This is a genomic window from Thalassomonas sp. M1454 (assembly GCF_007097525.1).
Classification (GTDB): Bacteria; Pseudomonadota; Gammaproteobacteria; order Enterobacterales; family Alteromonadaceae; genus Thalassotalea_A.
The window spans coordinates 460,538-485,009 of the sequence record NZ_VKDD01000002.1; the positions used below are offsets into that span (position 1 = coordinate 460,538).

A 24,472-nucleotide genomic window follows, 5' to 3' on the forward strand; every position below is an offset into this window, starting at 1 on the left:
AATAAAGTTTGTTACAGTAATGGAGCTAAAAATTTAAATCAGAAAATAATTCACTTAAATCAACATCATTTGATTCTTTTACTATTTCGTTAAAAATTAGTCGCTGGACTTTTGTCAAATGCGGTGTATGCATGGAGTTTTTAAACTCATTAAATAAGCGCTCTACTTTTTCAAGTCTCACATTAGACAATTTAAAAAAGCCACCTCTTAAAACCATTGAGTTAGGAAACTTTTGTAAAATATCCTTTAATAAGCATTCGGTAATAGGACTTTTTATCTGACTAATTTTTTCTAAAATAAACTGTTCAGTTTTAGGGCCTGTTACTAAGTAGCATTCAATTATTTCTATAATATCAATAAGCTCTTCTTGTGTTAATTGAGAGCCGATTATTCCATACACTCCTTTATCAAGTCGGTATATGTTTTGATTTTTTTTAATTGATTTATAGATAGTTTGCTCATGCATATCGTTGTTTAGTGAATCAACAATACTTGATAAAGCAATCCCGCCTTTATCTGACTTACGTATTAGTTCTTCAATTTTAACAGAGGCCGACTTATGATTCTTATTGCTTTCTAAGGCTCCGTGTTTAGGTTCTGTAAGGGTGATATTTAATTCACTTGCGATTTTTTCTAACGCCTTTTGCCTAACAAAAAATCCTTTGCTTTTGTAGAATGTGTAAGGATCTATTTTAGATAGCTCCTCTTTTGTAAAGCCCTCAATTACAGAACCAACTAAAACCTTTCCCTTTGCCGTTTTATGCTCGATAATATCTAAAGTACAATTTTTCAAATTTGAGAATTTTTTGAAGTCAATGGTTTCTGCACTTTCCAGTAAGTCAGCAATTGTTATATCAAAATTCTTAATGTACTTAGTTCTGATGAAAAATCCATCAGTTTTAGGGAAAGTATAAGGATCAACTTTAAGAGCTAACTCCTTAGTTTTAATAGGTAATATATATCCCTTAAGTACTTTTCCTTTTACTGTTGTATATTCTGTTTCGCTATAATTTTTTATTAAATCTTGTTCTTGTTTTAAATTATCAGTCATATCCATATTATCCATTGACAACTCACTACTAATATTTTGACACACTTTAATTGGTACGTTGAACGATTGTGCAATCAAATTATATATAGATTTTGAAAAATTGCTATCGGACTGAAGTTTTTGAAATACATCCTGAGTTAAACCAGCAGAAGGGTTCTGTTTATTAAAGTGCTGAATTGAAACATCACCGGATTTATTTTCTAGTTTTTTTAAATTGTCTGCGCTTTCTACTTCCCATATATAATCGTTTCGTAAACGCCAGAACGGATAATGGATATTAGTTAAACCTAAAGAAAATTTGCTATTGATTTCACTTATTAAGTTATTCCATTCATAAAAAGATTTTAATCTTCCTTGGCCTGCGCTGGCATCAGCAATTGCTTTCAATAATAAAATTGGTTTTAGCAAGATAAAACTGCCATTTATCTTTTTGCAGTTTATTTTTGAAAATAAAGTATAAATATCAGATAGTGAATTAGCCATAATAAAACTAGTCAAAAAGTTATGGTTTTAATTTTACAACGAAATTAAATATGGTTCTGAAAACAATTGTAAGTAATTTGTAATTGCTTGGTTGACTTTTTATAGGGGGTGTTAATACTGAATATCTTTTACTGGAGCATTATGTTTAATTTTAAATTTAGCTTCAAAAATGAAATACCAATGTATTGAATGTTTAAATAAACAACCTATAATTATTCTCAAATTACTTTATTTGTTAATGATATGAAACCAAAAGAGATTTTAGCTTCTGCTACGCGGGAAACTCAGCTGTTAGTGGGAGAAATTTTAAAAATAGAAAAAAGCTATAAGCATTATCAAAATACTATTGAATCCAAAGAAAAAGAAATTGCTGAAAAAATAAAGGCCGTTATTGAAGGAAAGGTTAAGTAATGAAACTTCGAAGTCTATCTTTATCTAATTTCAGGCAGTTTCATGGTTCAAATGTAATTAACTTTTCGCTCAGCGAAAGCCAAAAAATTACAGTTGTTCATGGTGAGAATGGTTCAGGAAAAACAACAATCCTTAATTCTTTTAAGTGGTGTTTTTATGGTCACGTTGATTTTGATACTGGTGCTGAAAATCTACTGAATGAAGAAGCTATTAGTAATGCTGTTGAAGGGGAAGAGATTGAATTAATGAGCAATGTGAAGTTTGTTCATGAAGGATTAGATTATTCCATAATAAGACGAAAAATATTTGAAAAACAAAAAGGAAATAAAGTTACTCCACTAGGAAGTGAGCTAGTGGAATTATCTTGGATAGAAAAAGAAACGGGAGTCATAAAGTTTTCATCAAACCCTAATACACACATAAATCAAATCTTGCCTGAATCACTACACAGTTATTTTTTCTTTAATGGAGAAAGAATTGAAAAACTCGCTAACAACACTGGCTCTAAAGATATTAGACACGCCATTAAGTCAATAATGGGGTTGGAAATAATTGAAAGGGCTTCGAATCATTTAAATAATTATGTGTGTAAAGATTTTAAGAAAAAGTTGAAAGGAACTTCTGGTAGAGCATTAGCAAAAGAATTAGAAAAAGAGAATCGACTTAATTTAAAGATTGTAGAATTAAACGAGAAACGAGAGAAGTTAATTAAAGAAAGAGAGTTTTACGATTCAAAAATAAAACAGTTAGAGGAAAATCTAGCTGAAGTTAAAGAAGCTGCACAACTACAAATAAAGAGGAATGAAATCACTGAAAGACTGGATAAAATGGTTGAAGAGTTTGACGAATTAAATGTTAGAAAATCTAGGTTGATTTCAGGAAAAGGTTTTTTTGCTTTTTTCAAACCAAGTGCAGATAAAGTGTCTGTTATTCTAAATGAAAAAAGGGAAAAAGGAGAGCTGCCTTATAAAATTAAAGGCCAGTTAATAGAGGATCTTCTTGATACTGGAAGGTGTATTTGTGGTAATTCAGTTTTACCAGGCACTTCTGGAGAGATGACGCTACAGCAGTACAAGAATAAATCGACGAGTAAGTCTTTAGAGGATGCTTTTATAAAAGTATCAGGAGCGTTAAATTTTATTGATGAAAGTGCTAGTGATCTTCAAGCTCAATTGACAGACTATATAAAAAGAGAGAAGTATCTAAAACAAACAAGAAAAGAGCTTCTAGGTGAATTAGATGCCATATCTAAAAACGTAGGTAATATTGAAACAGCGAAAAAACTAGAGTTGGAAAGAACTAAGTTATTAGATCAAAGGGAAGAAACCTCTGAAAATATTGGCGAGTTAAAATCAAAACTAAAAAATTACACCTCAGAATTAAAAGAAGTTGAGAAAGAGAGGAAGAAACTAACTGAAGACGAGCAAAAGCAAAGTGTGCAAGCTCGTAGGTTAAAAGTTGCCGAGGAATGCCAGCGAGTCTTTGATAAATTATTAGAGGTTCTTTCTGAAACTATTAGAAATAAGCTGTCAACAAAAATTGATGAAACATTTAGAGGGATTATCCGAAAACCATATTGGGCTGAAATTGATGAGGACTACGCGCTTCAAATCTATAAAGAAATTCCGAAAGTAGGTAAACAATTAGTTGTTGAAAAATCCACAGGTGAAAGCCAAATAACAAGTTTGAGTTTTATTGCCTGTATAGCTAACTTAGCTAAAGAAAATTTACAAAACGAAAGTGACTTAGTTCAAGGAGGAATATTTCCAATAGTCATGGATTCTCCTTTTGGTGCTTTAGATACTGAGTACCGCCAATTAATAGCCAAAAATATTCCAGCGTTAGCTGAGCAAGTTGTATTGTTTGTATCTTCATCACAGTGGAACGGGCCTGTGGAAAAAGAATCAAAAAACATTGTAGGTATTCATAATTATCTTAAATATTCTAAACCTATTAGTGAAAATGGAAAAGTTAAAGTTTTTGAGCGCACAGTTATTGAGGAAGTAAGTAATGATGGATAGAGTCAAAAGACCTGCAAACTTTGAACATGTATTTAAGTGCCTTAAGGATGAAGAAAATATTTTTTCTTCGTATAAAGATATATTGATATTTGCTGCATGTTTAGCTAAAAGCCGAAATAGCAAGCCATTACAATTCTCAAAATCCTCTGAACCTATTCCATTGCATGTATTCAACTCAGAATATGACCAGGTAGTAATTTATACAATTGCTATGGCACACTTTAAAACAGATCAAGGTATTAAGCTTTTATCTGATGATAATATAAATGAACGAATTAAAATTTTTGAAGAATATGCTGCAGCTGGGTTATCTATAATAGACCAAGAAATCTTGAAAAGTGGAAACAAAAATATTGACTGCTTGTCTGATTTTATACTATTAGAGAGAAATCCTGATATGCTGTTAGACCAGTTAGATAAAATATAAAAATAAGAAAGGAAGCTTAATGGCTAATCAAGAAAAGTTAGATGATTTTTTTAGAGAAATAAAAAGTTCTTTAAGAGATAGTGACGGTGTTAAGGTAGTTAACTATTACGACTTTATTCATCATATCCCTATGTATGAAGGCTCCAAGTTAACGAAAACCGATGTTCAAATTTTAAACCAATCTTTAAGTAACAACGATTTGGCAAGTTATCCAAAATTTAATAGCAATATTATAAATAAAGATATGGCCGGTAGTTGTTCTATTACAGATAAGCCAGTTAATTTGAATTCAGAATCGGAAAACTTCAAATTCGCCTCGTTAATTGCAAAAACATCAGTTTTAATGGCAAAAATAGATAGTGTTGTAGATGTTAATGAGTCAGACAAAATAAAAGAGTTAATAAAAGAAATTAATTTTATTTCAACTCAAGAAAAGAAATATATTACCGCACAATCAATGTACTTTCTTGAACATACCCCCAAACGAGAGGTTGTATTTTCAAAGTTTGAAACACTGTCAAAATCTGAACAAGAAAAAGTTGTAGAGGCTGCGCAATATGTAGCAATAGCCGATGGTGAGGTTGATATTAATGAAGTAACATTTTTACAAGATTTATACCGTGCATTTGATTGGAATGTTAGGACTGCTAAGGTTGATATGAAAAAATTAGCAAAAAAATATCATTTAGATTCAAACTTGCATACACCAAAATCTGACGTTTCGGATCCTATTGAAAATACTGAAGTTGACGAGGTTTTACTTGATGATTTATTTTTAGATTTTGAAGATTATTAAGAATGTCATTTAATAAAATAGATTTCCCGTATTGTATTTCTACTTCGGAAAGTAATCCTGTCGATAGCTTATTTGATCCATTGTTAAGCAGTGCTTCTACATATGATGTAGCAGTAGGGTACTTTACTTCTGGTTGGTTAAAAGACACTGCTGAAGGAATGGCTAAGTTTGCGTTAAATGGCGGAAAGAGTCGATGGGTTATTTCACCAGAGTTAAATGCTGAAGATGCTAAAGTAATTATCTCGGAGCCCATCCAATCTTATAATGTTATAGATCAAAATGAGCGAAGTGTTATGGAAATGATACTTTCACTTAAAGAAAACACTAGAGAAGAACTTTGTTCTCTTATTGCTGCTGGAATATTGAATTTTAAAATTGCCGTACCTAAAAAGGGGAATGGATTATTCCATGCAAAAATAGCCCTAGCTAAAGATAATGAAGGAAATGAAATAGCATATAGCGGCTCTTATAATCATACTAGTGCAGCCAAATCTAATTGGGAAAGAATTGATATTTTTTCATCTCCTAACGATACACCTAGAATTGAGAATATTAGAGACTCATTTAATCTTTTATGGTCCAATCAAGATCCTATTTTTGACGTATTTATACCTAGCAAAAACTTAATCAATGAAATAGAAAGGTATAAAGGTGAAAATTATAGCTCCTATCTTTCAGCTAGTTCTGATTCAGACATTTCTGAAATTAAATTAAGGCCATATCAAGAGGAAGCAATTCGAAAGTGGGGGGAGCACAACGGGAGAGGAACTTTCGTTATGGCTACAGGCTCAGGTAAAACAATTACAGCATTAGCAACAATTCAAAAATTACAAAAAAAGATAGTAATTGATAACAAAAAGCCTTTATTTACTTTAATCATATTGCCCTTAAAGCACTTATTAGATCAATGGCATACCGAAGCATTAGGTTTTGGGTTCAATGCAATCAAATGTTATGAAAATAGTTCTGAGTGGTCAAATAAGTTAGCTCAGAAAATAGGTATTCAAACAATTCAAAAATCCGGACATGTTATTGCTATGGTTACTAATAGTACCTTCGCTAAAGATAACTTCCAAAAAGAAATAACAAAAATAAAATCTAATTTTATGATTGTGGCTGATGAAGCGCATAACTTAGGATCAGATGTTTACATAAACTCACTTCCAAGCAATGCGCAATTTAGATTAGCTCTGTCAGCAACTCCGGATCGCCACAACGACTCAAAGGGGACTAGTAAGCTATTTGATTATTTTGGAAAACCAGTAATTGAGTTTTCGTTGGAAGATGCAATTAGTGCTGGTTATTTATGCCCCTACGAGTATCACCCTCATTTGTGTTTGTTATCAGAAGCAGAATATGCTGAATACCTATACTTAGTTGAGCTAATAAATATAGAGAAACCGAAAAGCAAAATTAAAGGTGAGAAAACAAAAGAACATAATCGACTTTTGGGTAAGCGAACTGATTTAATTGCTGGAGTAGAAAGTAAACTAGAGTTGCTTGAGGAGCTGTTAAGCGAACAAAAATCAAATGGTGAAGTCAAACACACTCTAGTTTATTGTGGTATGCGTCGAGGTGAAGATAACGAGAGGCACATTGAAAGGACAGTTAAATTGGTCGGTAAGCAAGGAATTAAAACTCGAAAATTTACTGCTGAAGAATCTTTAGATGAGCGTAAAGAGATTTTAGACTTGTTTTCAACCGGTGAATTGGAGGCTATTGCAGCAATTAAATGTTTAGATGAAGGAGTAGATGTACCTGCTACACGAGTAGCATACATTTTAGCAAGTACAACTAATCCTAGAGAATATATACAGAGAAGGGGGCGAGTGTTAAGAAAATCACAAGGTAAAGATAAAGCTATTATTCATGATTTTTTAGTTGCTCCGCCGTCAAGCCAATATAGAGAAGACGATATGATTGAGAAAGAATTAGAAAGGGCATTTGAATTTTCAAATCTAGCTATTAATAGAAATGAGTCTAATGAAAAATTAATTGAGTTAGCCAAAGATAACGGAGTTGATAAATGGCTTTAACACCTAAACAAATAATTTCTGAAAGCCTAAATGTATCAGAGCAAAGAATACTTAATGCAGTATTGAGTATCGAAAAACGAAAGTTACATGTAAAAGAAATTAAGGCGAACTCGCGAGATGAGCGAGAAATTTTAGATTCTATCATGAAAATTGTAGATAAGGAGTTGCCAAGTGATTCTTAGCTCAATAACTATCAGTAACTTCAGGCAGTTTTTTGGTGAAGTGGTTATAAATTTCTCACAAGAAAAGAATAAAAACGTGACGGTTATTCATGGCGCCAATGGAAGTGGCAAAACATCCTTGTTGAATGCTTTTAAATGGTGCTTTTATGACGAAACCGATTTTGATACTGGTAATGAAAAAATATTAAATGAAGCCGCGATACAAGAAAAAAGTGACGGTGAATTATTGGATATAAAAATAGCTATCCGATTTAAACATGAAGATCGATACTATGAAGCTGTGAGGAAACAAGAATATCAAAAAACGAGTGGCATTCTTGCTAAGAAAATAGGAAAGTCACAATTTCATCTAGACGTAAGAACAGTCGATGGTGAAACTATTCGTTCTAAAACTCCTTCGGTAGAAATTAGTAATATTTTACCCGAAAATTTGCAGCCTTATTTCTTTTTTAATGGCGAAAGAATTGAAAAGCTAGCTGGCGTAAAACAAGGTGTACAAATTAGAGAAGCGATAAGAAAGTTAATGGGGTTAGAACTTGTTGATCGAGCTATTGTTCATGTTGATAAAGTGAAAACTAAGTACCGCAACCTTAAGAAAGGGGAAGTATCTGAAGACCATAAGCTTCTTTTGGAGCAGATTCAGGGACTAGAAGAGGACAAAGAAAATTATCGTTTAGCTATGGATAATGCCAAAAAAGAAGTTGAGAGCTTTGGGGTGGAACGAAAAGCTGCTGAAAGAGAGTTGCAGCAGTTTGAAAAATCTAGGGAGCTTCAGGCTGAAAGAGAGGGGTTAGAAGAGTTAATTGAAGAGCGTCAGGTTGAAATTAAAGAAGCTATTAATAAACAAAAAAGGCTTATTGATGAATCAGCTTATATTTCAATGTCTGCAGATTTAGTTAAGAAAAGTAAGACGCTTATTGATGAGAAAAGAAAAATAGGAATATTACCCTATGGAATTAAGGAGCAGTTTATTGATGATCGAATTAACCTTAAATCTTGTATTTGTGGAACTGAAATTATAGAAGGTAGTGTCCAATATAAAAAACTTATGGAGGTTCGGGAAAATGCAGGCTCGGATGAAATAGAGTCGATATACACAAATGTTTCAGCTTTACTTAATAGCTACGAATCTACAAGCACACAATTTATTCGAGACTATGAAGACGAAACTGCACGCTTGTCTCGTTTAAATGAGCAAAAAGAAGGATATATAAATGAAATCGATGAAATTAATTCGAAGATAACTTCTTTAGACGATAATGAAATATTAAGACTTGAGAATATAAGAAAAGATAGAAAAGAGAAAGAGGATTTAGCCCAACAAGAACTTGGGGTTGCTAAAAGTAACTTTGATGAGACAGCTAAGCTCTTAAAAGAAAAGGGGGAGCTAGAAGAAAGACTCGGAGATGAAAAGCTTAAGCAAAATATCGCTAATGTAAGAATGAATAGCTCAGAGAAAATTTCAAATACGCTTGTTACTTTAAGGGATTTTTTAACGGATAAAGTTCGAAAGGATTTATCTAAAAGAGTAGATAATACTTTTCAATCGATAATACGGAAACCAGTAAAGGCAATTATTGATGAAGACTTTATGCTTCAAGTAAAAAAAACAACTGCTGAAGGTGAAGAGTACATTGTTAGTGAGCAATCTACAGGGGAACGCCAAGTAACTAGTTTAAGCTTTATATCAAGTATTATCTATTTAGCCCGAGATCAACATGAAAAAGAAAGCACTTTCTTCAAAGGTGGCTTATTTCCTTTAGTAATGGATTCACCCTTTGGTGCATTAGATGATGACTATAGAGAAAAGGTTGCTAGCAGTGTTTCAGAGTTAGCTGAGCAAGTAATTATTTTTGTTTCAAATTCACAATGGTCAGGCAAAGTAAAGCAAGCTTGTGAAAATAAAGTTGGTAAATCATATAAGTTAGTTTATCACGCACCACAAGACATGGAAGTTAAAGAAAGCTCTTATGTTCAAAGATCAAAAAATGGATTTGAGTTTTCTACATTGGAGGAAGTTTAAATGAAGCATTACAGAGTTAGACGACCAAAAGATTATTCTGAGATGATGATACTGTTAAAAGATGAAATGTTCTCAACTTTAAAATCGGTATTATTATTTTCGGCTGCGATTGGTTTTAAAAAGGGGGAACGATTATCTTTTGAAGATACTGCTGAACCAATTCAGCTAAACCTCTTTAATGATGTTAGTGAAATACCTTTTATATTTTCAATGGCTCTAGCTGAATATGATGATGTCAGTTATTTGAAATTAGAAAAGTTTAAAGAAATGATTAATGTCTTTGAAGAGTATGCCGCTGGCGGATTGAAATATTTAGATGAAACTATCGATAAAAATAATATAAAAGAATCAATTGAAGTTTTATTGCATGAGCCTATTGAAGGTGAAGATTTAATAGACGACATAACTGATGGTTTTTTTGATTAGAGAAAGTTCTTAAGTTTGAGTTATAAAAGAACTAACTAGGAGAGCTTGAATTGGATAAAGAAGAAGTAATAGCATACAAAAAGATGGTAGAAAAGGCTAAGAATGATGCTGAAGTTGTAACGTTACGTGAATGGTACGACTCCACTAAAAGTCATCATCAGGAAATTATAGATTATATGAATTCGTTTAAACAACTTGGCCGCCTTGGTAAAGAATTACATAATCGTGGTGTTAATAGAGTAACTGAAAGGGTTGGTGACAATATTCGCACGCATGTTGAAGCTACATATAGCAGAGGATTATTAGATATCGTCGCGCCGCTATGCGCTCTAGCATGTATGACTTATAAGAAAAATAAAACTTAACGAGAATGACGGAAATGAAAGTAGGCGTTTATTTAAAATTAAATTAAATAGACGCCTACTATTTCTAACGCTAAGTTAAATAGCGTCGGCAAACTCACTTAAAGAAGAGTAGTTTCTAATTCCTGCAATTCCATTTTCAACATGAGCTGCCCAAGCTTTTTCATAAGATTTTTCATCAAAGTCAGGGTAGGTAAATAATAATGTATTCTCGATAAGCGAGCCTAAATCACCACACCAAGTATGTTTGTCTAGTACTAAATTACCGTCTAAATTGTGGTTTATTTTATATCTAAAACCTGACTCAATAGATCTAAAGAATGCAATTCGAGATGCAACATTTGGAGTAATGCCGGTATTTGCTTTCAATCGTTTTAGGTTGTCTTCAGTTAGTTTATTTAACCTCATGCGAGCTGGTAACATTAGCTTGCCTCCTGTAATTCTGGATTCCAAAAATAACCTTCTTTAACTGAAGATGTTCTTGATTGTTGGTCAAAATTAATTTCAAAAGCGTGTGAGATATTAGGTAGTAAATCATTTAAGAATGCTTCATCTACTTCTGTGTCCGTTGAAAGGACTATTACTTGTTCACTTGCTTCTGGGAAGTAGTGGTTCACTAGGTTTTCTCTATGGTGCGAATCAAGTCGCCCAAGAGGAGTATCTACTACTACAGGTAGCATTTTCCCTGAAAGCTTGCCAAGTGCTTCCAAAATAGATATTGCAAATATTTGCTTCTCACCTGCAGACATAGATTTTCTTTTGATTTCATGTCCTTCATTATCAATTAAAGTAACATCGAATGTTTCAGGATCTATATTTGCGGTTAATTTAATATCACCTTTTCGGGCTAGCTTTCTATAAGATTCTTCAAATAATTCTTGAAGCTGCTTTAGCCTTAGATTGGTTAATTGCACGTTGAAATTCGTTAATACTTCTTTTGTAGCATCTATTCTTAATATGGCACTTTCCATAACTTTATTAATTTTTTGCGACGCGTATAATTTTTCTAATCGCTTAGCAACGTCCAAAGTCTCGGTTATATAATTTTTAACTACTTGAAGTAAATAAATATATTCTTTTCCTGCCGCAGAGCGTTCTTTATCCAACTGTCTAAGGTCTTGATAAAGCTCAGCCACTTCTTTTTCTTTGGGCGCTCTTTCTATACTTAAAGCTAAATTATCTCTTTTGTATTCTAAGTCTTTTAGTTCGCTTAGCAAGGAGCCAACATTTCTCGATGAGTTTACTGCTAAGTTATTAACCTGAGTATCGATCAAACTAGATTCTCTGTGTGCTAAATCTAACTTTATTTGCGATTTCTTCTCGTCTAAATTAGAAGGGATAGATTCGTTAAATATATCAATAATTGCGTCTCTAGAGCCTGGAGCTTTTAAGTCAAGTTTTTCTTCAAAAGAAGGTAAAAAGGCATTTAGTTGCTCGAAAAAGGCTAACTCATTTTTAATTTGTCTTTCCGCATTTATTTGCTTGAGTAATGTAGCCATGGATTTTTTCGCCAAAGAAACTGCAAAAGCACCATCAAATTCATTGAGTATTTGGCTTTCCTTTTGCTTAATATTTGCCTGGATCTGCGTAGCAGCTTCATTATCGGTTTCTTTATTTTTTTCGTATTGGTCATCTAAAGAAGCTATTTTTTGCTCAACTTGGCTAATTTTAAAGTCGATAGAATCAATTTTATTTTTACAAATATCGATTTTCTCTCGAGTTTCAAATGTACTCTTTTTAAGTAATGCTTTTGAGTCTTCTAAAGATTGAATCTTATCTCTTTCAACTTGACCCGCTTTATCAATTATTTCTTGACGCTTATAGATATCTAAATCTTCGGATAATCTAGCGACAAGATCTAGACCGAGTAACTTGCGTACAGCTTCTTTCAAATAACTACCAGTATTGTCTTCCGCCAGTTCTGCAATTTTTTCACCATCGAAAAAAAATAAATCCTCAACACCAGTTGGTACAAGGTCCCTTAGAAAGTTTTCCTTGTCATCTTCTTTTATATTACTTACTAACTCGCCATTTTCAGATAGAGTTAAAGTAGGTTTATTATGCTTAGACCATGAACGAGAAATTTTATAAAGGTTATGCTTTCCTTGGTGTGTATGCGTGAACTCTAAACTAACTTCAGCACAAGTGTCCTCATTTTCTCTTAAGACATTTCTATTGATTTCTTCGATCAAATAGTTATGATACTCAGTGTTGAATACAGCTTTACTTAAGGCTCTTTTACCAAGGAGTGATAAACGTATACCGGTTAAAATACTTGTTTTACCTGCACCATTTAAGCCTCCAAATAAAACGATAGGCTTCGATATCAGTCCATCTCGACGTAAGCCTAGATCAATATTATGCTCGCCTTCAAATGCTCTGAAATTATTTAGCGTTAAAGTTTTAAAGATCATCTTTGATTCTCCGCAGTTAAAAGTATTTCAATATCTTTTAACTCGTCTTCTAATTGGGAAACCTCGTCACTTTGTTTCATCTGGTTTTGTCGCATTTCTAGGTTCTCTTTGATGATTTCCTCAGCTGATTCCCAATCCTGGTTTAATATTCGCCCGATTCTTTTATATATCCCTGTACGACGTTTTAAGCCACTTGAGTCAACTTCAAGGTCTATTAGTTTTTTTACCATAGCGGCTGACACTGAAAACTCAGGAGCTAATTCGTTTAGTAGGTTAGATTCTTCCTGTGAAAACTGATTAGTATCATCGATTGTCCAATCTAAATCATACCCATATATGTCGCTGAATATTTTAGGTAAAGAATCGTTCCAATCTGGCTCGTTTGGATCATTTAACCATTCATGTCTTATCGCGTGCAGCTCCGGTATTGTGATAAGCTCAACATCCTTATGAGTCGAGTTTATTTTCTTCTGTATTCTAAGTAGCAATGCTAACGCTCGTTTACGATAACTTAAGAAATATGGACCAGTAGTATAGTCATCAGTTAATACTCTTTGTCCGTCCTCTTTCATTGTTTTGAATGCTAATCTACCGTCTCTTCTTAAATGGTTTCGGTAGTGCTTTTTCTTTTCAGGTATGGTCGTTCTTGCAAGCATATTCCGAAATTTCAGTAATGGCTTCATCCAATCTTCACCATTTCCAATCAAACTTTCCATTGCTCTATCTTTTGTGACAACGGTACAAGTCCAACATCCAAAACGGCTATTACCACACGAAGGAGTAGTTTCATCGATAACCATTGGGCATTCGCCTTGTCCTGAAGAATCTTTATATAGGTTCCACAAAACTAAATTTTTCCCGCCCCATGGAGCGTCCCATTCAAGGTCGTATTTATCGACCCATTTATTTTTCTTACCGTATGGTGTTTCTTCGGAAACTAAATGGCAGCCTCGAAGTATTCGCCAGACATCATCTACATGCCAGGTGTCTATTGGAGTGTAGATAAAAGCATTTGAAAGTGATGTATGCTTAGCTAAGTGGGAGCCTTCAATTTTATGTTTTTTGATTACTTGGGCTCGAGACGCGCTTTCATCAGATCTAGAGCCAAGGACAACAATAACTTCATCATGTTGGCTTACTTTATCTTTAATAAATGTACTTACAGGGTCAATTTTCATGCGCTCAGTACACCAACGGAAACTCCGTGTTGGGGCAGGGTATCCTTTACCTAGCAAGTTAGACCAAAATGTTTCTTTTGTTTTAGGTGTTACTTTATGAGCGGTAATTGGTAGCCCGTCTCTTTCTGCACCTGTTTGAATAGCTTTTAAAGAATTATTGACGTGGTCTACGACAACTGGAGTTTCTACTAATGTGTCGGATGCTACAACGTATATCGGCTTCGAGCGTTCTTCTTTATCTAGCCCTAAAAGAGCAATATAAACTAATACCATTACAGCTGAAGAGTCTTTGCCGCCACTATATCCAATAACCCAAGGTCTATTATCGGCTAAATATGCTCTTTGTGTTTCTGCAACAAAATCACTTAAGTGTGATCCTGCGAATGTTTCTTCATTGATGAAATCCAATAAATCTTCATCAATATCATTTGTTTTCGTTAAGGTCATTTGCTTAGTAACTCTTCTTCTTTAATTAATTCTTCTTCAGAGATGGATAAACCGATTTGTCTTTTAATTTCTACTGCTGTAAGAAATATATTCGAAACTGCTTTTGATAGCCGGCCATGTTGCATTGCTCGGTTAGACCAAGCCACGTTAGACTTTCTCCAATCTAAATGCGCTATTTTATCTAATAACAATTCTTGATAAGAACCTTCTAGTTTTAGGATTTCTTTTCCAACTTTCGCAATAGCTTGTAAGCCAATTCCGTGAGCGGTAATAAATTCTTTTCGAAATTCGGCAGCAGATAAATCTTTTGCTTGGACTAACTGCCACTCTGGCATATAGCTATAAAGCTTATTCCAAAAGCTTAATGCTCTTTGTTGTTCTTCTTCGTTAAAACCATCTTTTGTGCCTTTTCCGAACAATGCTCTAGATGCTTGTTTTATACCGCTTAAAGTAAATATTTTATTGCTTCTAATTGAAATGGTGGAACGTTCAAATTCAGTTAACCCAATAAATGGTTTTGCTTCCATAGCTAAAAATCTAGCTAATTCTGATGCTTGATCCCTATGATCATATAAAGTTCCTAGTGATGTGCTAGGACGAATGGCATATTTGTTAAGGTCTGCAAACATTTGTTGGCTTCTTTTTAAGCCTTCATCGACAAAAAATAGCACAGCGATATTATCTTGTGCTAATTCTGGATTTTCTTTTATCGCTTCTTCTATTGCTGCTCGTCTATGTTGACCATCATTAATTAATATTTCAGCATCCAGTGGAACTTTAAGGGTGCCTATACTAGTTGACCCATCGAATTCATTAAAAACAACGTCGCTACCAACAGAAGCGGTTAGAGCTGAGAACACGTAATTTTTTGGGTTTTCTAGTAAATAACGAGCCATTTCCGGAATACGACCTTTGTTAAGTGTTCGTTGAGCCCTTAACTCCACAGGTAATTCTTCTTCGTCATACATAAATATCTTAGGTATAATTCTTAAAGGGCAAGTCGCAATAAAAAACGGTTTACCGGCTTGTATCCCTCTAACAGCTGGAAATGAGTAATAGTAATCGTTATCCTGAATGCTCATATGTTGTATGTTAATTATTAAGTGGTGTACGTAATAATATCACGTAATTTTGATATTGAAAGGTCTTTATAAGTTTAATTTTAAAATTTAATGGAAGACATTGAAAAATTTATAGAATTAATTTTTTATAATTTTTATAACTTAAGGAGTGTAGTAACTGTAAAGGGAGCTTTAGCTGAAATAATTGCCCTGAGTAATCACAATTACTAGAGCCATTCTCTAATATTTTAAATTTCATTACTAGGTTTTTATGAAACTTTTTTTGTATTTTAAAATGGTTAAAAGAATCATCTATAAGCAGGTGTTTATCGAAAAAAACAGGCCTTTTAAATTCATCTATATAATCAAAATAATCTATATCTTGTTCAGCCATTTTTACTTTAATTCGTTCAACTAACAGAGGTAATGGCTTACCATCAAAGTCATCATAGCCCATGAATGAAACTTTGCCTGATGTTATGTGAATCTTGATTAGGTCTATGTCGTCTAGTTCGCCAAATATTTGTGTCGCAGCTCCTACATATATTCTTAAAATTGGCGGGAGCATTTCTGCAAATTTTTTATGAAGTATGAGTGAATGGCCATCATTTAATAAACTTGCTGGTAATGTTTTATTAGCTAATATGCATTCATCTTCTATTAATTGCGTATCAGATATACTAAAGAGCATTTCTTTGGCTTGGTTTTGAGCAACTTTGTAAGTATCAAAGAATGCTTTAATATCTCTTTTTAATGTGTCTGATAGGTGCGTATAAGCCTTGCGCTGTCCAAATAAGGATAGTGCGAAGTAAACAAGTAAATCTTCTTTTCTCATGGTTTCAGCTACAGTCATTTCTGAAGGTTCAAACCATTGTTCAACTAACCTAAATGCTTTCTTAGTTGAGCCTATAACTTCTTTTAATTCATTCGATCTTTCAAACTCTTCTGTAGCAGGTAATCTTCCATAGAATAAGCAGGCATTCCAAAACTCTGTAAATAATTCTTCATGTTGAGTAAATAGTATTCTGGCTTGTACTTCATCTGTTGGCTCAGGTGTTGTGAGTTGTTTCCATTTATAGGTTCTTTTATGTCTATTTTGCAGAAATATTTGTTCTTGTTCTTTATCTCTAAATATATAAAAAATTCCAGGTGAAATTGCTATAGCGTTTTCATCAAGTGTATTTTCTATATATGTTTTCAACTCAGCTTGTGTGAAGTATTTTTGAAATGTATTTCTAGAGGTAATTACCCCATCTTTATAAGGTGTAAACTGGCTAATGTATGATTCATTAGCCAACATGGCTGATACAACTAAGATTTTATTGGTTAATTCCCAAGCACCTAATAAAGCCTCAATGCGTTCATCTTTATCTTCTATTACATTAATAACAAAACCAATATTAACAATATCAGATTGTACTTTATCAACATCGGGTCTGTGGTTTGGATCCCAACCTAAAGCATCAATTCCATGGGCCTCTAATTCTCTTAAATCATCGCCACGTCCACAACCGTAATCAAATATAGAGTAATCGCCAGATAGAAAACCATGCTTAGCTATGCTCTTTATTGGCGCTGAAAGTTCATGCCGTACTAAAGCTGTTTTATGTCTATCAATTACCTTTTCATTTTTGTTAGTGGTAACAGCGGAAGATCTAAATAATCTACCATCTACAAGTTCATAACCGTGCTTTTCAATTAAACGCTCCCATGAATTTTTAAAACCGATCATTCTCGTATTTTCATATAACCCAATTGCTTCACCTTCTTGAGTGATTAATGAGAATTCCTCATGGTATTTATGAGAAGTAGGGATCATGGTTTCTTTACGATGTAATATGGGAGGGTTATCTTGTGTATCGTACTTTGCAATGCGATGAGAGAGTTTAACTAAATCAATGGTTACACTCTGATGAAGTGCGGGGTATGAGTTCTCAAAAAATGTAGGATAGTTAAGTAAAGATATGCGGAAATCATTTTTAAATAACTTTACTAGATTCCAATCATTGTCTTCAATTTTTAAGGCGTTAGCTACGACTTTAATAAACTTTATTAATAAAGGAGGAGCTTCATTAAAGTAGTCTTTATGAAAGTAGATAGCATCAGGTAAGACTTTGCCGATTGATGTTTGCTTAACTAACTTTTTATATTGTTCTGCATTCATTTATTATTGATTTCATTAGATTAATAGCATCGTTACCATAAGCTTTTTTACCAGGTATTCTTCGGCCATTTTTACTAGTACCTATAACTTGTAAATGTTTTGATGGCTCTACATTAAAACTTACATGAATAGGGCGATTATTTCCATAATAATAGAGCTTGTCAAAAGGAAGGTGATTGCAGATATAGAGTGCAATTTTGTCCATTTTATCTTTGTATTGCTCTATAAAAAAATCACATGCAGCTCCATCACGTTTAGTTATTCTATTATTTTTTAAATTTAAATCATGGCATGCGTGTTGATCTATTGATGGTGATGTACCCGCTGGAGAATTTTTTTGAATAAATCTAGTTAGCTCTGCGGATGTATATCCATAAGTTATGTTTACTTTTCCAAATTCAGATTCTAATGGTTTAATTATCTTATCAGTTAGTTGGATCAACTGGAGAATAGTTGACTCACTTTTAGGTGTGTTATCTATGCCCGAACCATGCTTCGCATGGTGCCAGTTTATTATTTGTGGATGGATTGATTTAATCATTCAGGGAGTTCTCTTCAACAAGGTAGTAATATGCGTTACCTATTTTTTTGAATTTTATTTTACCTGAGACTCTTAGATGCATTAATTGGCACGAAGTTATTTTCAGGGCCTTCATCACTTCTTTACTTGTTAACCAGTTATCTTTGAGCAAAATTTATACCTTGACGTTGCTTATAGTGACTATTTTTAATGGTTTGTTTTACAATCGCCTTACAATTATAAACTCTTTTTTACTTTTCTATAGCTGAGATATAAACAAGTAAAAATTATAATATTCATCATCTCTAATCTAGTTACATTTCATTTAATTGTTTAATGCTATAAGTAATTTTGAACTATAAGAAGCGGCTTACAAATTCTTTGATAATTACAGTTCTTACATTAGAAATTACACTTTAAGCTAGTACTTCAGAGTTTTAAAGTTCGTTTTAAACTTATTTTAAGTTAGTCAGTTAACGCAATAAAGGAACAAGAATGTTTTCAAAGTCATTTAATAAAACATCAAATTTTGTCAAAGAAACATCAGGTGAAGTTTTTGAAAAAATAAAAGTATTTGATGAAAAAACTGGTGCGTCTGATAAAGCAACTAAGATTCTCAATTCACTTTCTTCAAAAGTTAAAAAAAATAGCTTTGATGCAGGGGGGAATGCGAAGAAGGGCGAGCTGACGGACGATATAAATGAAACTGTTTTTATACCTGTAAATAATAAAGTTCAAAAATATGGGATAAGTGACATGTTATCAACTGCCAAAAATAACGTTGTTTATGGGTATGGGGTCGTTAGAGGATGCATAAAAAATTACAATGAACCTAAGGATGCAAAAGAATTATTAGTTAATACCCGAGAAGAGCTTATATATATAAATTCATGCATTTTACAAGTTAGCAAAAAAGACTCTGAGCAATTAGCTTCTAACTTTGGTAAAGCTATTTCAGCCAAAGTAGCTGGTATAGCAAGTGCTGGTGGATTATTTGCATTGGTAAGTTCATTTGGCAGTGCGAGCACAGGTACTGCTATTGCAGGATTATCGGGAGCTGCGGCTAACAGTGCAACTCTGGCATGGATTGGCTCTTTAGTTGGCGGTGGTATGGCTGCAGGCGCGGTTGTAACTAGTGGTGTCGGCTTGTTGGTAGGTGCTGTTGCGTATAGTGCTTTGAGTAGTGAACCGAGAGATATTGAAAAGCTCTCTGATGAAGAACGTAAAATTATAGAGAGTTCAGCTTTACTCATTGCCGCTATCGATGAAGTATTATTAAATAACCCTGTGCAGTTAAGTTTGACGGAAGCAAAAGTATTACTAAATGACGTCATTAATCCGTTAAATGAGCAACTTAAAAATCATAAAAACATGATTATGGAAGAATTGAATGAAACTAATAAGATTCGTTTTCAAGAGCATGCATTAACTGATTTTCAAGGTAATGTTGTAAATGGATTTAAATATTATATTAAAAATACTCCGTACAAAATGAGCCCAGTTTTTGCAATATCTGGTGTTGTTTTTGCTTTGTTGAGTAGTCAAGAAATAGAAGGTACGCCAGAAAATTTAATTGCAATTGAAGCACTTAAACGCATGAATAATGAGTGGAGTGATTACACTCATTCTGAGTTAGGTGCGGCCTTGTCGAGTTATTCATTAGAAAGCTTAAAAGGTGTCGCTAACAATGCTAAAGGCATATATCACGAGTTACTATATGTTGACGAATTTAACCGTCAGAATGTTGACCAACAAGCTCGATTATTTGAAAAAACAAATGAACCAGGTGCTGATATTCAAATATATTCTGTAGATACCGGCGAAATAATACAAGAAGCCCAGTTGAAAGCCTTGCAAGACAGCAGTGGTATTTATCAACATTTTGATAAATACCCAGATATTGAGGTGATTGCAACGAATGAAATTGCCAGCTTATTTGATAATGTTGAAGCATCTGGCTTAACAAATGAAGAATTAATTGCAGATATGAATTCGGTTATTTCTAAACTTTCATCCGATACTCCTTTAGATGCTGCAACTGATACCGCGGCGTTTTCTTTATTGTTCTCTGCAGGGAAGGAGGCTATAGAGGTATTAAGAGGTCAGAAGGAACTAGGTGATGCAGGAAAAGAAACTGCGCTAAATGTATCTGTAGCAGCAAGTAGTACTTTATTGGCAAGCTATCTGTTTTCGTGATTTTTATAAATTGAACATATGAAGTTATGTTTTATTATTAAGCTTATCAGCTTAAGCTGATAGTTCAGAGACAAGGTTCAACTTAGCGAACTATATAGCCAAATAAAAGGGTAACCGTATGTGCGAAATAAACAATACATTAACTTTGTGTACCTGTGATGATGAAGTTGATACGTCTCAACCCCATTGGATTTTGAGAAGGTGTGATCCTAATCAGCCTGAAAATAATGCGATTTCAATGGGAAAGCTTAAATTTCCTAAATTTGATAGCAACCTAGTAAATAGCTTGTGTCGGGAGCTAGCTAGCCGTAATTGTTTTGATTTTGACTACAAGCCTTTTGAAGGTGATACGCTAGCCTTCAATACTTTAGATACTAGAATAGTATTGAAATTTACATCAGGTGGTTGGGGTTATGATATGCCTTCATTTGAAAGACCTAAGCTCTATACTAAAGCTAGTGGTTATATTAATAATATTTAGAGAATATCTATAGGATCAGCTTTCACATTAATAATAGACTCTACATGCTTCTATTAAGAATATTAACAAAACATTCACAACAAAGTGTTGCAGTGTTTTACATTTGGTTAACGGCATTATTTCTAGAAAGGTTTAATATTAAACACAGTTAACTTTCATAGTTTTCCTCCCTGAAATGCTATATTTTTTGCCCGACTTCTTAGTCGGGCTTTTTTTTGTCTGAACTTCAGGTGGCACGATTGGTTACCATGGCATGACGTTATATATTCCAGAAGAAATGTACTAATTACAAAAAAGCCAGAATATAAATTCTGGCTTTGTGTTATCTGTGGCTTAGCTTGTTTAAGAATTATCTTCTAGCGTTTGTTTTGTTGCTTCTGCATCTGGTAGTAATACGCTAGCTTTAAGTCTGCTTTTTAAACGAATTAGTTTAAATGCAAAGTAGCTGAACAATAGGGTATTAAAAATTAAACCAAAGTAACCTAACCAAGATAAACCATTAATTTGAGTGTTAGTTTTTTCAATTGATAAAACGTTAGGGAAGATTGATAAAATATTTGAGCGGAAACCGTAGTATTTAACAACAGCTGTTGAATCTTGTACGTTTTGAGCTTCAGCTTGTGTGTCGGCGCTGTCAAACTTAAAGTAAACCCAGTTATCTTCGTTGCGTAGTACAAAAGATTTATCTATTTGTGTGGTGTAAATGTAATACGTGTCAACGTAGGCATGGGCGTTACTCTCATCTACTTGTGAGCGCTTAGCTTCGGTACCTGTTATTTCTACTGTTTTATATGATGGGGCGTAAATAAATATTACGGTGCTAGTAACAATAAATAGAACCAGTAGTAATGAGTATACAAATTTAAACTTGTCGGCAATAAAAAGAGTTAGGCTGTTTTTTAAATTAAATCGAGATTTTGAAGCTTGCATTTGCTTTGCCCTTATCGCTAGGTGTTTAGTAACTGTATTTGCGGTTTAATATTATTTAAACAACGTGTTATAAATTATACGGTTTTAAGTAACTTAAAAGTGTTTTAAATTGTACCTTGTAGATTGAAAGCTATGAGTTTAATAAGCATTTAAGCTAACTTAGCGAGCAAATATGAGAAGTTCATTGTTGCTATGGATTCAGTATTCTTCTTCATCTTCACACTCATCACCAAAAATTTCATTTAAAACAAAAATACCTGCCAGCATTGGGAATAGGGTAAAGACCTTCATCATGATGTAAAAGGGTAGCCAAATAGGAAACGTTAAAAACAAGAATAAATAAGCATGTATTTTAAGTATTGTTGAAAAGATAAGGTTCATCGTTTTTTTAGTTATCGTTAGGTTTGTGTAGTTGTTTATATTTTATGCTGTATTGATTGTGTATGTTGTTTCTATTTGTAAGTTAAGATCATCGTTAACAAAACATTCACAACAAACCTTTGCAGTGTTTTACATTTGGTTAACGGTATTTTTTCTAGAAAGGTTTAATATTAAACACAGTTAACTTTCATAGTTTTCCTCCCTGAAATGCTATATTTTTTGCCCGACTCCTTAGTCGGGCTTTTTTTTGTCTTTTTTTTAAAGATGGGATCCTGAATCAAGTTCAGGATGACATGCACTTTTTGGGTGACTAGAGCGGTGAAGGAGGGAGTTATGAATAAATGGCATGATGGATTCCCGCCTGCGCGGGAACGACGGTGTGATAAAGGAAATGTGAATTAGGGCTTTACAAATAACTACAGCATTTGATTCACTATTTATTTACAATGCTTCTGTTGGCGACACTTTAGGTCGCTGTTTTTTTGTGTAGTACATTAATTGTTTAGTGGTCGTTAATGATTCAAAAGTCTTTTGCTGTTTTCATGCTTGTTTTGTGCGTGCTGTTTTCTGTTGAAAGTAGTGCGGCTAATGTAGTTAAAAAATCTTCCTCGGGCATTTGTCATGATCAACAAAGCTCTTATTACTCGCGCACCAAAAACTTTACTCCTTATAATAGTGTTCAAGCTTGTTTAGATTCTGGTGGCCGTTTATCTAAAGGTGCTATTACGCCTAAGGTATCAGGTCCTAGTGGCTCTGTTGCTGGTTTGCCATATAAGCGCAGTTACTTTGGTCATGGTTGGGATGATGCTGACGGTGATTGTCAAAACTCTCGTATGGAAGCATTAATTTCTCAGTCTGTTGGCCCCGTTCATTTTAAAGACTCTCGTAAATGTCAGGTGCGCTCGGGTAAGTGGATTTCACCTTTTACAGGGGCTGTTATTTATGATGCCTCAAGTATTGATATAGACCACGTTGTACCGCTTAAGTGGGCTTGGTTACATGGCGCTAATACGTGGACTGATGCTAAGCGTTTAGCTTTTGCTAATGATGGCGCTAACTTATGGAGTGTCGAAGCAAGCTTAAATCGCTCTAAAGGGGCAAAAGGAATTATTGATTGGTTACCGCCAACTAATCAATGCCAATACATAGCTCGCTTTATACGAGTAATGAAAACTTATAAGTTAACGGTAAATGATGGTGAGCTTGAGGAAATGAATGCAATTAAGGCGAGTTACTGCTCTTAAGCTTTTATTTTTATATTCGCAGTTTTAGTTAAAACACTTCGCCATGGTTATTATTGGCACAAGCTTTACACAGTAAATTATCAAACATGTGATTGCTTAGGTTTAACTCGTTACATTCGCTGCACGTTAAAAAATACTCTTCGTTTTTAATGATATCTTCTATTGCTTGATTGATAGCTTGCTCGTTACTGTCTTTTGGTAGGGTAGTGATCAGCTTTATGCTTTCTTGTGGCGTGAAAGGCTCAGGCCACGAAATATCTTTTAAATATATATTGGTGTGGTGTTCATCAATTTCTATTTTGAAGTAACGATCGACAAAGGTATTTTTACTCATAGTTAGCTATTAATTAAATATACAGATTTAAGTTTAGTATAGTGCTTAGTGTCATATTTATAAGTTTTACTAAGATAAAATTGCGTATAGCTATTAGCTACACTATAATTTGTGTAGTTATTAGATATACGAGGTTTTTATGGCTAAGACATCACCAATAAATATGAGGGTGGAACCATTGCAGCATGAGTTACTCACGCAAGCCGCTGCCGCACTCAATATGGATAGAACAACCTTCATTCTTGATGTTTCTTGTAAAGAAGCTAGAAACGTTCTTCTTGAACAACGCTTATTTAGTTTAGATGATGATAAATTTGATGCTTTTGAACAGGCTTTAAATGAACCTGTTGCCAACTATAAACTTGAGAAATTAATGCAAAGTAAAGCGCCATGGGAAGAATAAGCGAACCTTTGTCGTTAAATTCTTCGTTTGATTTAACCGAGTTCGATTGTGGTGAAGAGTCCTTAAATTACTTTTTAAAAAAGAAAAGTATGAAAAACCAAATCTCGGGTGCAAGTAAAACCTATGTTTGTACTGTTGATGGCAAGGTTGTGGCTTATTATTCTTTAGCCTTCGGTTGCGTAGAAAGAAAGCTCCCGCCAGGTAATATAAAAAGAAATATGCCCGAAAATATTCCTGTCATTATATTGGGAAGGTTAGCTGTTGATAAACAATTTGCTCAATCAGGTTTAGGAAGTCAGTTACTGCGCAATGCGATATTACGCAGTTTGAATGTATCACGAACTATTGGCGTTAAAGCTATATTAGTTCACGCCTTATCACAGCAAGCAAAATCCTTTTATAGTCAGTATGGTTTTATTACCGCACCATTTAACGAAAACATGTTGCTTTATTCTTTAGATAATCTTAAAAAATCGCTTAAATAAGGTTTATTTAATAGTA

The 24,472-nt window shown here is 33.7% G+C and carries 24 protein-coding genes; 14 read left to right on the top strand and 10 right to left on the bottom strand.

The window, feature by feature from the left end; all coding sequences use genetic code 11:
* Positions 1–25: 25 nt before the first annotated feature.
* Positions 26–1,534: a hypothetical protein gene (locus FNN08_RS03930; RefSeq protein WP_143583445.1), complete on the bottom strand. Its 1,509-nt coding sequence runs from the start codon at positions 1,532–1,534 to the stop codon at positions 26–28.
* Positions 1,535–1,777: 243 nt separating this feature from the next.
* On the opposite strand from FNN08_RS03930, the gene FNN08_RS16305 reads away from it, so the two are divergent.
* The 9 genes from FNN08_RS16305 to FNN08_RS03970 are packed head-to-tail and all read left to right on the top strand — an operon-like array spanning position 1,778 to position 10,221.
* Entirely contained in the window at positions 1,778–1,945 is a 168-nt protein-coding gene (locus tag FNN08_RS16305) for a hypothetical protein (RefSeq protein ID WP_185962558.1), read from the top strand.
* The gene (locus tag FNN08_RS03935) at positions 1,945–3,966 is read left to right on the top strand and encodes an AAA family ATPase (RefSeq protein ID WP_143583446.1); all 2,022 of its coding nucleotides are present in this window, start codon (positions 1,945–1,947) and stop codon (positions 3,964–3,966) included. The genes FNN08_RS16305 and FNN08_RS03935 overlap by 1 nt, the downstream gene beginning before the upstream one ends.
* Positions 3,956–4,393: a DNA phosphorothioation-associated protein 4 gene (locus FNN08_RS03940; RefSeq protein WP_143583447.1), complete on the top strand. Its 438-nt coding sequence runs from the start codon at positions 3,956–3,958 to the stop codon at positions 4,391–4,393. The genes FNN08_RS03935 and FNN08_RS03940 overlap by 11 nt, the downstream gene beginning before the upstream one ends.
* Positions 4,394–4,412: 19 nt before the next feature.
* On the top strand, positions 4,413–5,189 hold the full coding sequence (locus tag FNN08_RS03945; RefSeq protein WP_143583448.1) for a TerB family tellurite resistance protein: 777 nt from the start codon (positions 4,413–4,415) through the stop codon (positions 5,187–5,189).
* A 2-nt stretch (positions 5,190–5,191) separates the two neighbouring features.
* Positions 5,192–7,225 (top strand): DEAD/DEAH box helicase family protein, encoded by a 2,034-nt coding sequence (locus tag FNN08_RS03950; RefSeq protein ID WP_143583449.1) that lies wholly within the window; start codon positions 5,192–5,194, stop codon positions 7,223–7,225.
* Complete coding sequence (locus FNN08_RS03955; RefSeq protein WP_143583450.1) at positions 7,216–7,407, top strand: hypothetical protein; 192 nt, start codon at positions 7,216–7,218, stop codon at positions 7,405–7,407. The genes FNN08_RS03950 and FNN08_RS03955 overlap by 10 nt, the downstream gene beginning before the upstream one ends.
* Entirely contained in the window at positions 7,397–9,430 is a 2,034-nt protein-coding gene (locus tag FNN08_RS03960; protein WP_185962559.1) for an AAA family ATPase, read from the top strand. The genes FNN08_RS03955 and FNN08_RS03960 overlap by 11 nt, the downstream gene beginning before the upstream one ends.
* Positions 9,431–9,856, top strand: coding sequence for a DNA phosphorothioation-associated protein 4 (locus FNN08_RS03965; RefSeq protein ID WP_143583452.1), 426 nt, complete (start codon positions 9,431–9,433; stop codon positions 9,854–9,856). It abuts the gene before it with no gap.
* A 50-nt stretch (positions 9,857–9,906) separates the two neighbouring features.
* A complete protein-coding gene (locus FNN08_RS03970) occupies positions 9,907–10,221 on the top strand; it encodes a hypothetical protein (RefSeq protein WP_221931764.1) in 315 nt (104 codons plus the stop codon).
* Between the two features lie 75 nt (positions 10,222–10,296).
* Here FNN08_RS03970 and dndE read toward each other — a convergent pair whose 3' ends face one another.
* The 6 genes from dndE to FNN08_RS04000 form a co-directional block, all read right to left on the bottom strand.
* Positions 10,297–10,641 (bottom strand): DNA sulfur modification protein DndE, encoded by a 345-nt coding sequence (gene dndE / locus FNN08_RS03975; protein ID WP_143583453.1) that lies wholly within the window; start codon positions 10,639–10,641, stop codon positions 10,297–10,299.
* Positions 10,641–12,632 (bottom strand): DNA sulfur modification protein DndD, encoded by a 1,992-nt coding sequence (gene dndD / locus FNN08_RS03980; protein WP_143583454.1) that lies wholly within the window; start codon positions 12,630–12,632, stop codon positions 10,641–10,643. Before dndD ends, dndE begins: the two co-directional genes overlap by 1 nt.
* Positions 12,629–14,257, bottom strand: coding sequence for a DNA phosphorothioation system sulfurtransferase DndC (locus tag FNN08_RS03985; protein WP_143583455.1), 1,629 nt, complete (start codon positions 14,255–14,257; stop codon positions 12,629–12,631). Before FNN08_RS03985 ends, dndD begins: the two co-directional genes overlap by 4 nt.
* The gene (dndB, locus tag FNN08_RS03990) at positions 14,254–15,339 is read right to left on the bottom strand and encodes a DNA sulfur modification protein DndB (RefSeq protein WP_143583456.1); all 1,086 of its coding nucleotides are present in this window, start codon (positions 15,337–15,339) and stop codon (positions 14,254–14,256) included. Before dndB ends, FNN08_RS03985 begins: the two co-directional genes overlap by 4 nt.
* A 109-nt stretch (positions 15,340–15,448) precedes the next feature.
* Positions 15,449–17,482 carry a DNA phosphorothioation-associated putative methyltransferase gene (locus FNN08_RS03995; protein WP_143583457.1) on the bottom strand — a complete coding sequence of 678 codons (2,034 nt, stop codon included), beginning with the start codon at positions 17,480–17,482 and terminating at the stop codon, positions 15,449–15,451.
* Positions 17,463–18,023 (bottom strand): hypothetical protein, encoded by a 561-nt coding sequence (locus FNN08_RS04000; RefSeq protein ID WP_143583458.1) that lies wholly within the window; start codon positions 18,021–18,023, stop codon positions 17,463–17,465. The genes FNN08_RS03995 and FNN08_RS04000 overlap by 20 nt, the downstream gene beginning before the upstream one ends.
* A 474-nt stretch (positions 18,024–18,497) precedes the next feature.
* Between FNN08_RS04000 and FNN08_RS04010 the strand changes: the two genes are divergently transcribed.
* The gene (locus FNN08_RS04010) at positions 18,498–20,198 is read left to right on the top strand and encodes a glycine zipper family protein (RefSeq protein ID WP_143583460.1); all 1,701 of its coding nucleotides are present in this window, start codon (positions 18,498–18,500) and stop codon (positions 20,196–20,198) included.
* Between the two features lie 118 nt (positions 20,199–20,316).
* Positions 20,317–20,679, top strand: coding sequence for a hypothetical protein (locus FNN08_RS04015; protein WP_143583461.1), 363 nt, complete (start codon positions 20,317–20,319; stop codon positions 20,677–20,679).
* A 342-nt stretch (positions 20,680–21,021) separates the two neighbouring features.
* On the opposite strand, the gene FNN08_RS04020 is transcribed toward FNN08_RS04015, so the two are convergent.
* Both FNN08_RS04020 and FNN08_RS04025 read right to left on the bottom strand, forming a co-directional pair.
* On the bottom strand, positions 21,022–21,609 hold the full coding sequence (locus FNN08_RS04020) for a DUF1523 family protein (RefSeq protein WP_143583462.1): 588 nt from the start codon (positions 21,607–21,609) through the stop codon (positions 21,022–21,024).
* A gap of 198 nt (positions 21,610–21,807) precedes the next feature.
* Positions 21,808–21,990, bottom strand: coding sequence for a hypothetical protein (locus FNN08_RS04025; protein WP_143583463.1), 183 nt, complete (start codon positions 21,988–21,990; stop codon positions 21,808–21,810).
* A 515-nt stretch (positions 21,991–22,505) separates the two neighbouring features.
* On the opposite strand from FNN08_RS04025, the gene FNN08_RS04030 reads away from it, so the two are divergent.
* Positions 22,506–23,234, top strand: coding sequence for an HNH endonuclease family protein (locus FNN08_RS04030; RefSeq protein ID WP_143583464.1), 729 nt, complete (start codon positions 22,506–22,508; stop codon positions 23,232–23,234).
* 28 nt (positions 23,235–23,262) lie between these two features.
* On the opposite strand, the gene FNN08_RS04035 is transcribed toward FNN08_RS04030, so the two are convergent.
* Positions 23,263–23,568 carry a hypothetical protein gene (locus FNN08_RS04035; RefSeq protein ID WP_143583465.1) on the bottom strand — a complete coding sequence of 102 codons (306 nt, stop codon included), beginning with the start codon at positions 23,566–23,568 and terminating at the stop codon, positions 23,263–23,265.
* Positions 23,569–23,707: 139 nt separating this feature from the next.
* On the opposite strand from FNN08_RS04035, the gene FNN08_RS04040 reads away from it, so the two are divergent.
* Together FNN08_RS04040 and FNN08_RS04045 are read left to right on the top strand one after the other, a co-directional pair.
* Positions 23,708–23,971, top strand: a complete 264-nt coding sequence (locus tag FNN08_RS04040; protein ID WP_143583466.1) for a DUF1778 domain-containing protein — start codon at positions 23,708–23,710, stop codon at positions 23,969–23,971.
* Complete coding sequence (locus tag FNN08_RS04045) at positions 23,959–24,456, top strand: GNAT family N-acetyltransferase (RefSeq protein WP_143583467.1); 498 nt, start codon at positions 23,959–23,961, stop codon at positions 24,454–24,456. The genes FNN08_RS04040 and FNN08_RS04045 overlap by 13 nt, the downstream gene beginning before the upstream one ends.
* Positions 24,457–24,472: the final 16 nt, after the last annotated feature.

What these genes read in the sequence shown, in the direction of transcription:
- dndD (WP_143583454.1), bottom strand. Translation starts at nt 12,632, where the DNA reads ATGATCTTTAAAACTTTAACGCTAAATAATTTCAGAGCATTTGAAGGC.
- FNN08_RS03955 (WP_143583450.1), top strand. Translation starts at nt 7,216, where the DNA reads ATGGCTTTAACACCTAAACAAATAATTTCTGAAAGCCTAAATGTATCA.
- dndE (WP_143583453.1), bottom strand. Translation starts at nt 10,641, where the DNA reads ATGTTACCAGCTCGCATGAGGTTAAATAAACTAACTGAAGACAACCTA.
- FNN08_RS04045 (WP_143583467.1), top strand. Translation starts at nt 23,959, where the DNA reads ATGGGAAGAATAAGCGAACCTTTGTCGTTAAATTCTTCGTTTGATTTA.
- FNN08_RS04015 (WP_143583461.1), top strand. Translation starts at nt 20,317, where the DNA reads ATGTGCGAAATAAACAATACATTAACTTTGTGTACCTGTGATGATGAA.
- FNN08_RS16305 (WP_185962558.1), top strand. Translation starts at nt 1,778, where the DNA reads ATGAAACCAAAAGAGATTTTAGCTTCTGCTACGCGGGAAACTCAGCTG.
- FNN08_RS03930 (WP_143583445.1), bottom strand. Translation starts at nt 1,534, where the DNA reads ATGGCTAATTCACTATCTGATATTTATACTTTATTTTCAAAAATAAAC.
- FNN08_RS04020 (WP_143583462.1), bottom strand. Translation starts at nt 21,609, where the DNA reads ATGCAAGCTTCAAAATCTCGATTTAATTTAAAAAACAGCCTAACTCTT.
- FNN08_RS03940 (WP_143583447.1), top strand. Translation starts at nt 3,956, where the DNA reads ATGATGGATAGAGTCAAAAGACCTGCAAACTTTGAACATGTATTTAAG.
- FNN08_RS03950 (WP_143583449.1), top strand. Translation starts at nt 5,192, where the DNA reads ATGTCATTTAATAAAATAGATTTCCCGTATTGTATTTCTACTTCGGAA.
- FNN08_RS04040 (WP_143583466.1), top strand. Translation starts at nt 23,708, where the DNA reads ATGGCTAAGACATCACCAATAAATATGAGGGTGGAACCATTGCAGCAT.
- FNN08_RS04035 (WP_143583465.1), bottom strand. Translation starts at nt 23,568, where the DNA reads ATGAGTAAAAATACCTTTGTCGATCGTTACTTCAAAATAGAAATTGAT.
- FNN08_RS04010 (WP_143583460.1), top strand. Translation starts at nt 18,498, where the DNA reads ATGTTTTCAAAGTCATTTAATAAAACATCAAATTTTGTCAAAGAAACA.
- FNN08_RS04030 (WP_143583464.1), top strand. Translation starts at nt 22,506, where the DNA reads ATGATTCAAAAGTCTTTTGCTGTTTTCATGCTTGTTTTGTGCGTGCTG.
- FNN08_RS03985 (WP_143583455.1), bottom strand. Translation starts at nt 14,257, where the DNA reads ATGACCTTAACGAAAACAAATGATATTGATGAAGATTTATTGGATTTC.
- dndB (WP_143583456.1), bottom strand. Translation starts at nt 15,339, where the DNA reads ATGAGCATTCAGGATAACGATTACTATTACTCATTTCCAGCTGTTAGA.
- FNN08_RS03935 (WP_143583446.1), top strand. Translation starts at nt 1,945, where the DNA reads ATGAAACTTCGAAGTCTATCTTTATCTAATTTCAGGCAGTTTCATGGT.
- FNN08_RS04025 (WP_143583463.1), bottom strand. Translation starts at nt 21,990, where the DNA reads ATGAACCTTATCTTTTCAACAATACTTAAAATACATGCTTATTTATTC.
- FNN08_RS04000 (WP_143583458.1), bottom strand. Translation starts at nt 18,023, where the DNA reads ATGATTAAATCAATCCATCCACAAATAATAAACTGGCACCATGCGAAG.
- FNN08_RS03965 (WP_143583452.1), top strand. Translation starts at nt 9,431, where the DNA reads ATGAAGCATTACAGAGTTAGACGACCAAAAGATTATTCTGAGATGATG.
- FNN08_RS03945 (WP_143583448.1), top strand. Translation starts at nt 4,413, where the DNA reads ATGGCTAATCAAGAAAAGTTAGATGATTTTTTTAGAGAAATAAAAAGT.
- FNN08_RS03995 (WP_143583457.1), bottom strand. Translation starts at nt 17,482, where the DNA reads ATGAATGCAGAACAATATAAAAAGTTAGTTAAGCAAACATCAATCGGC.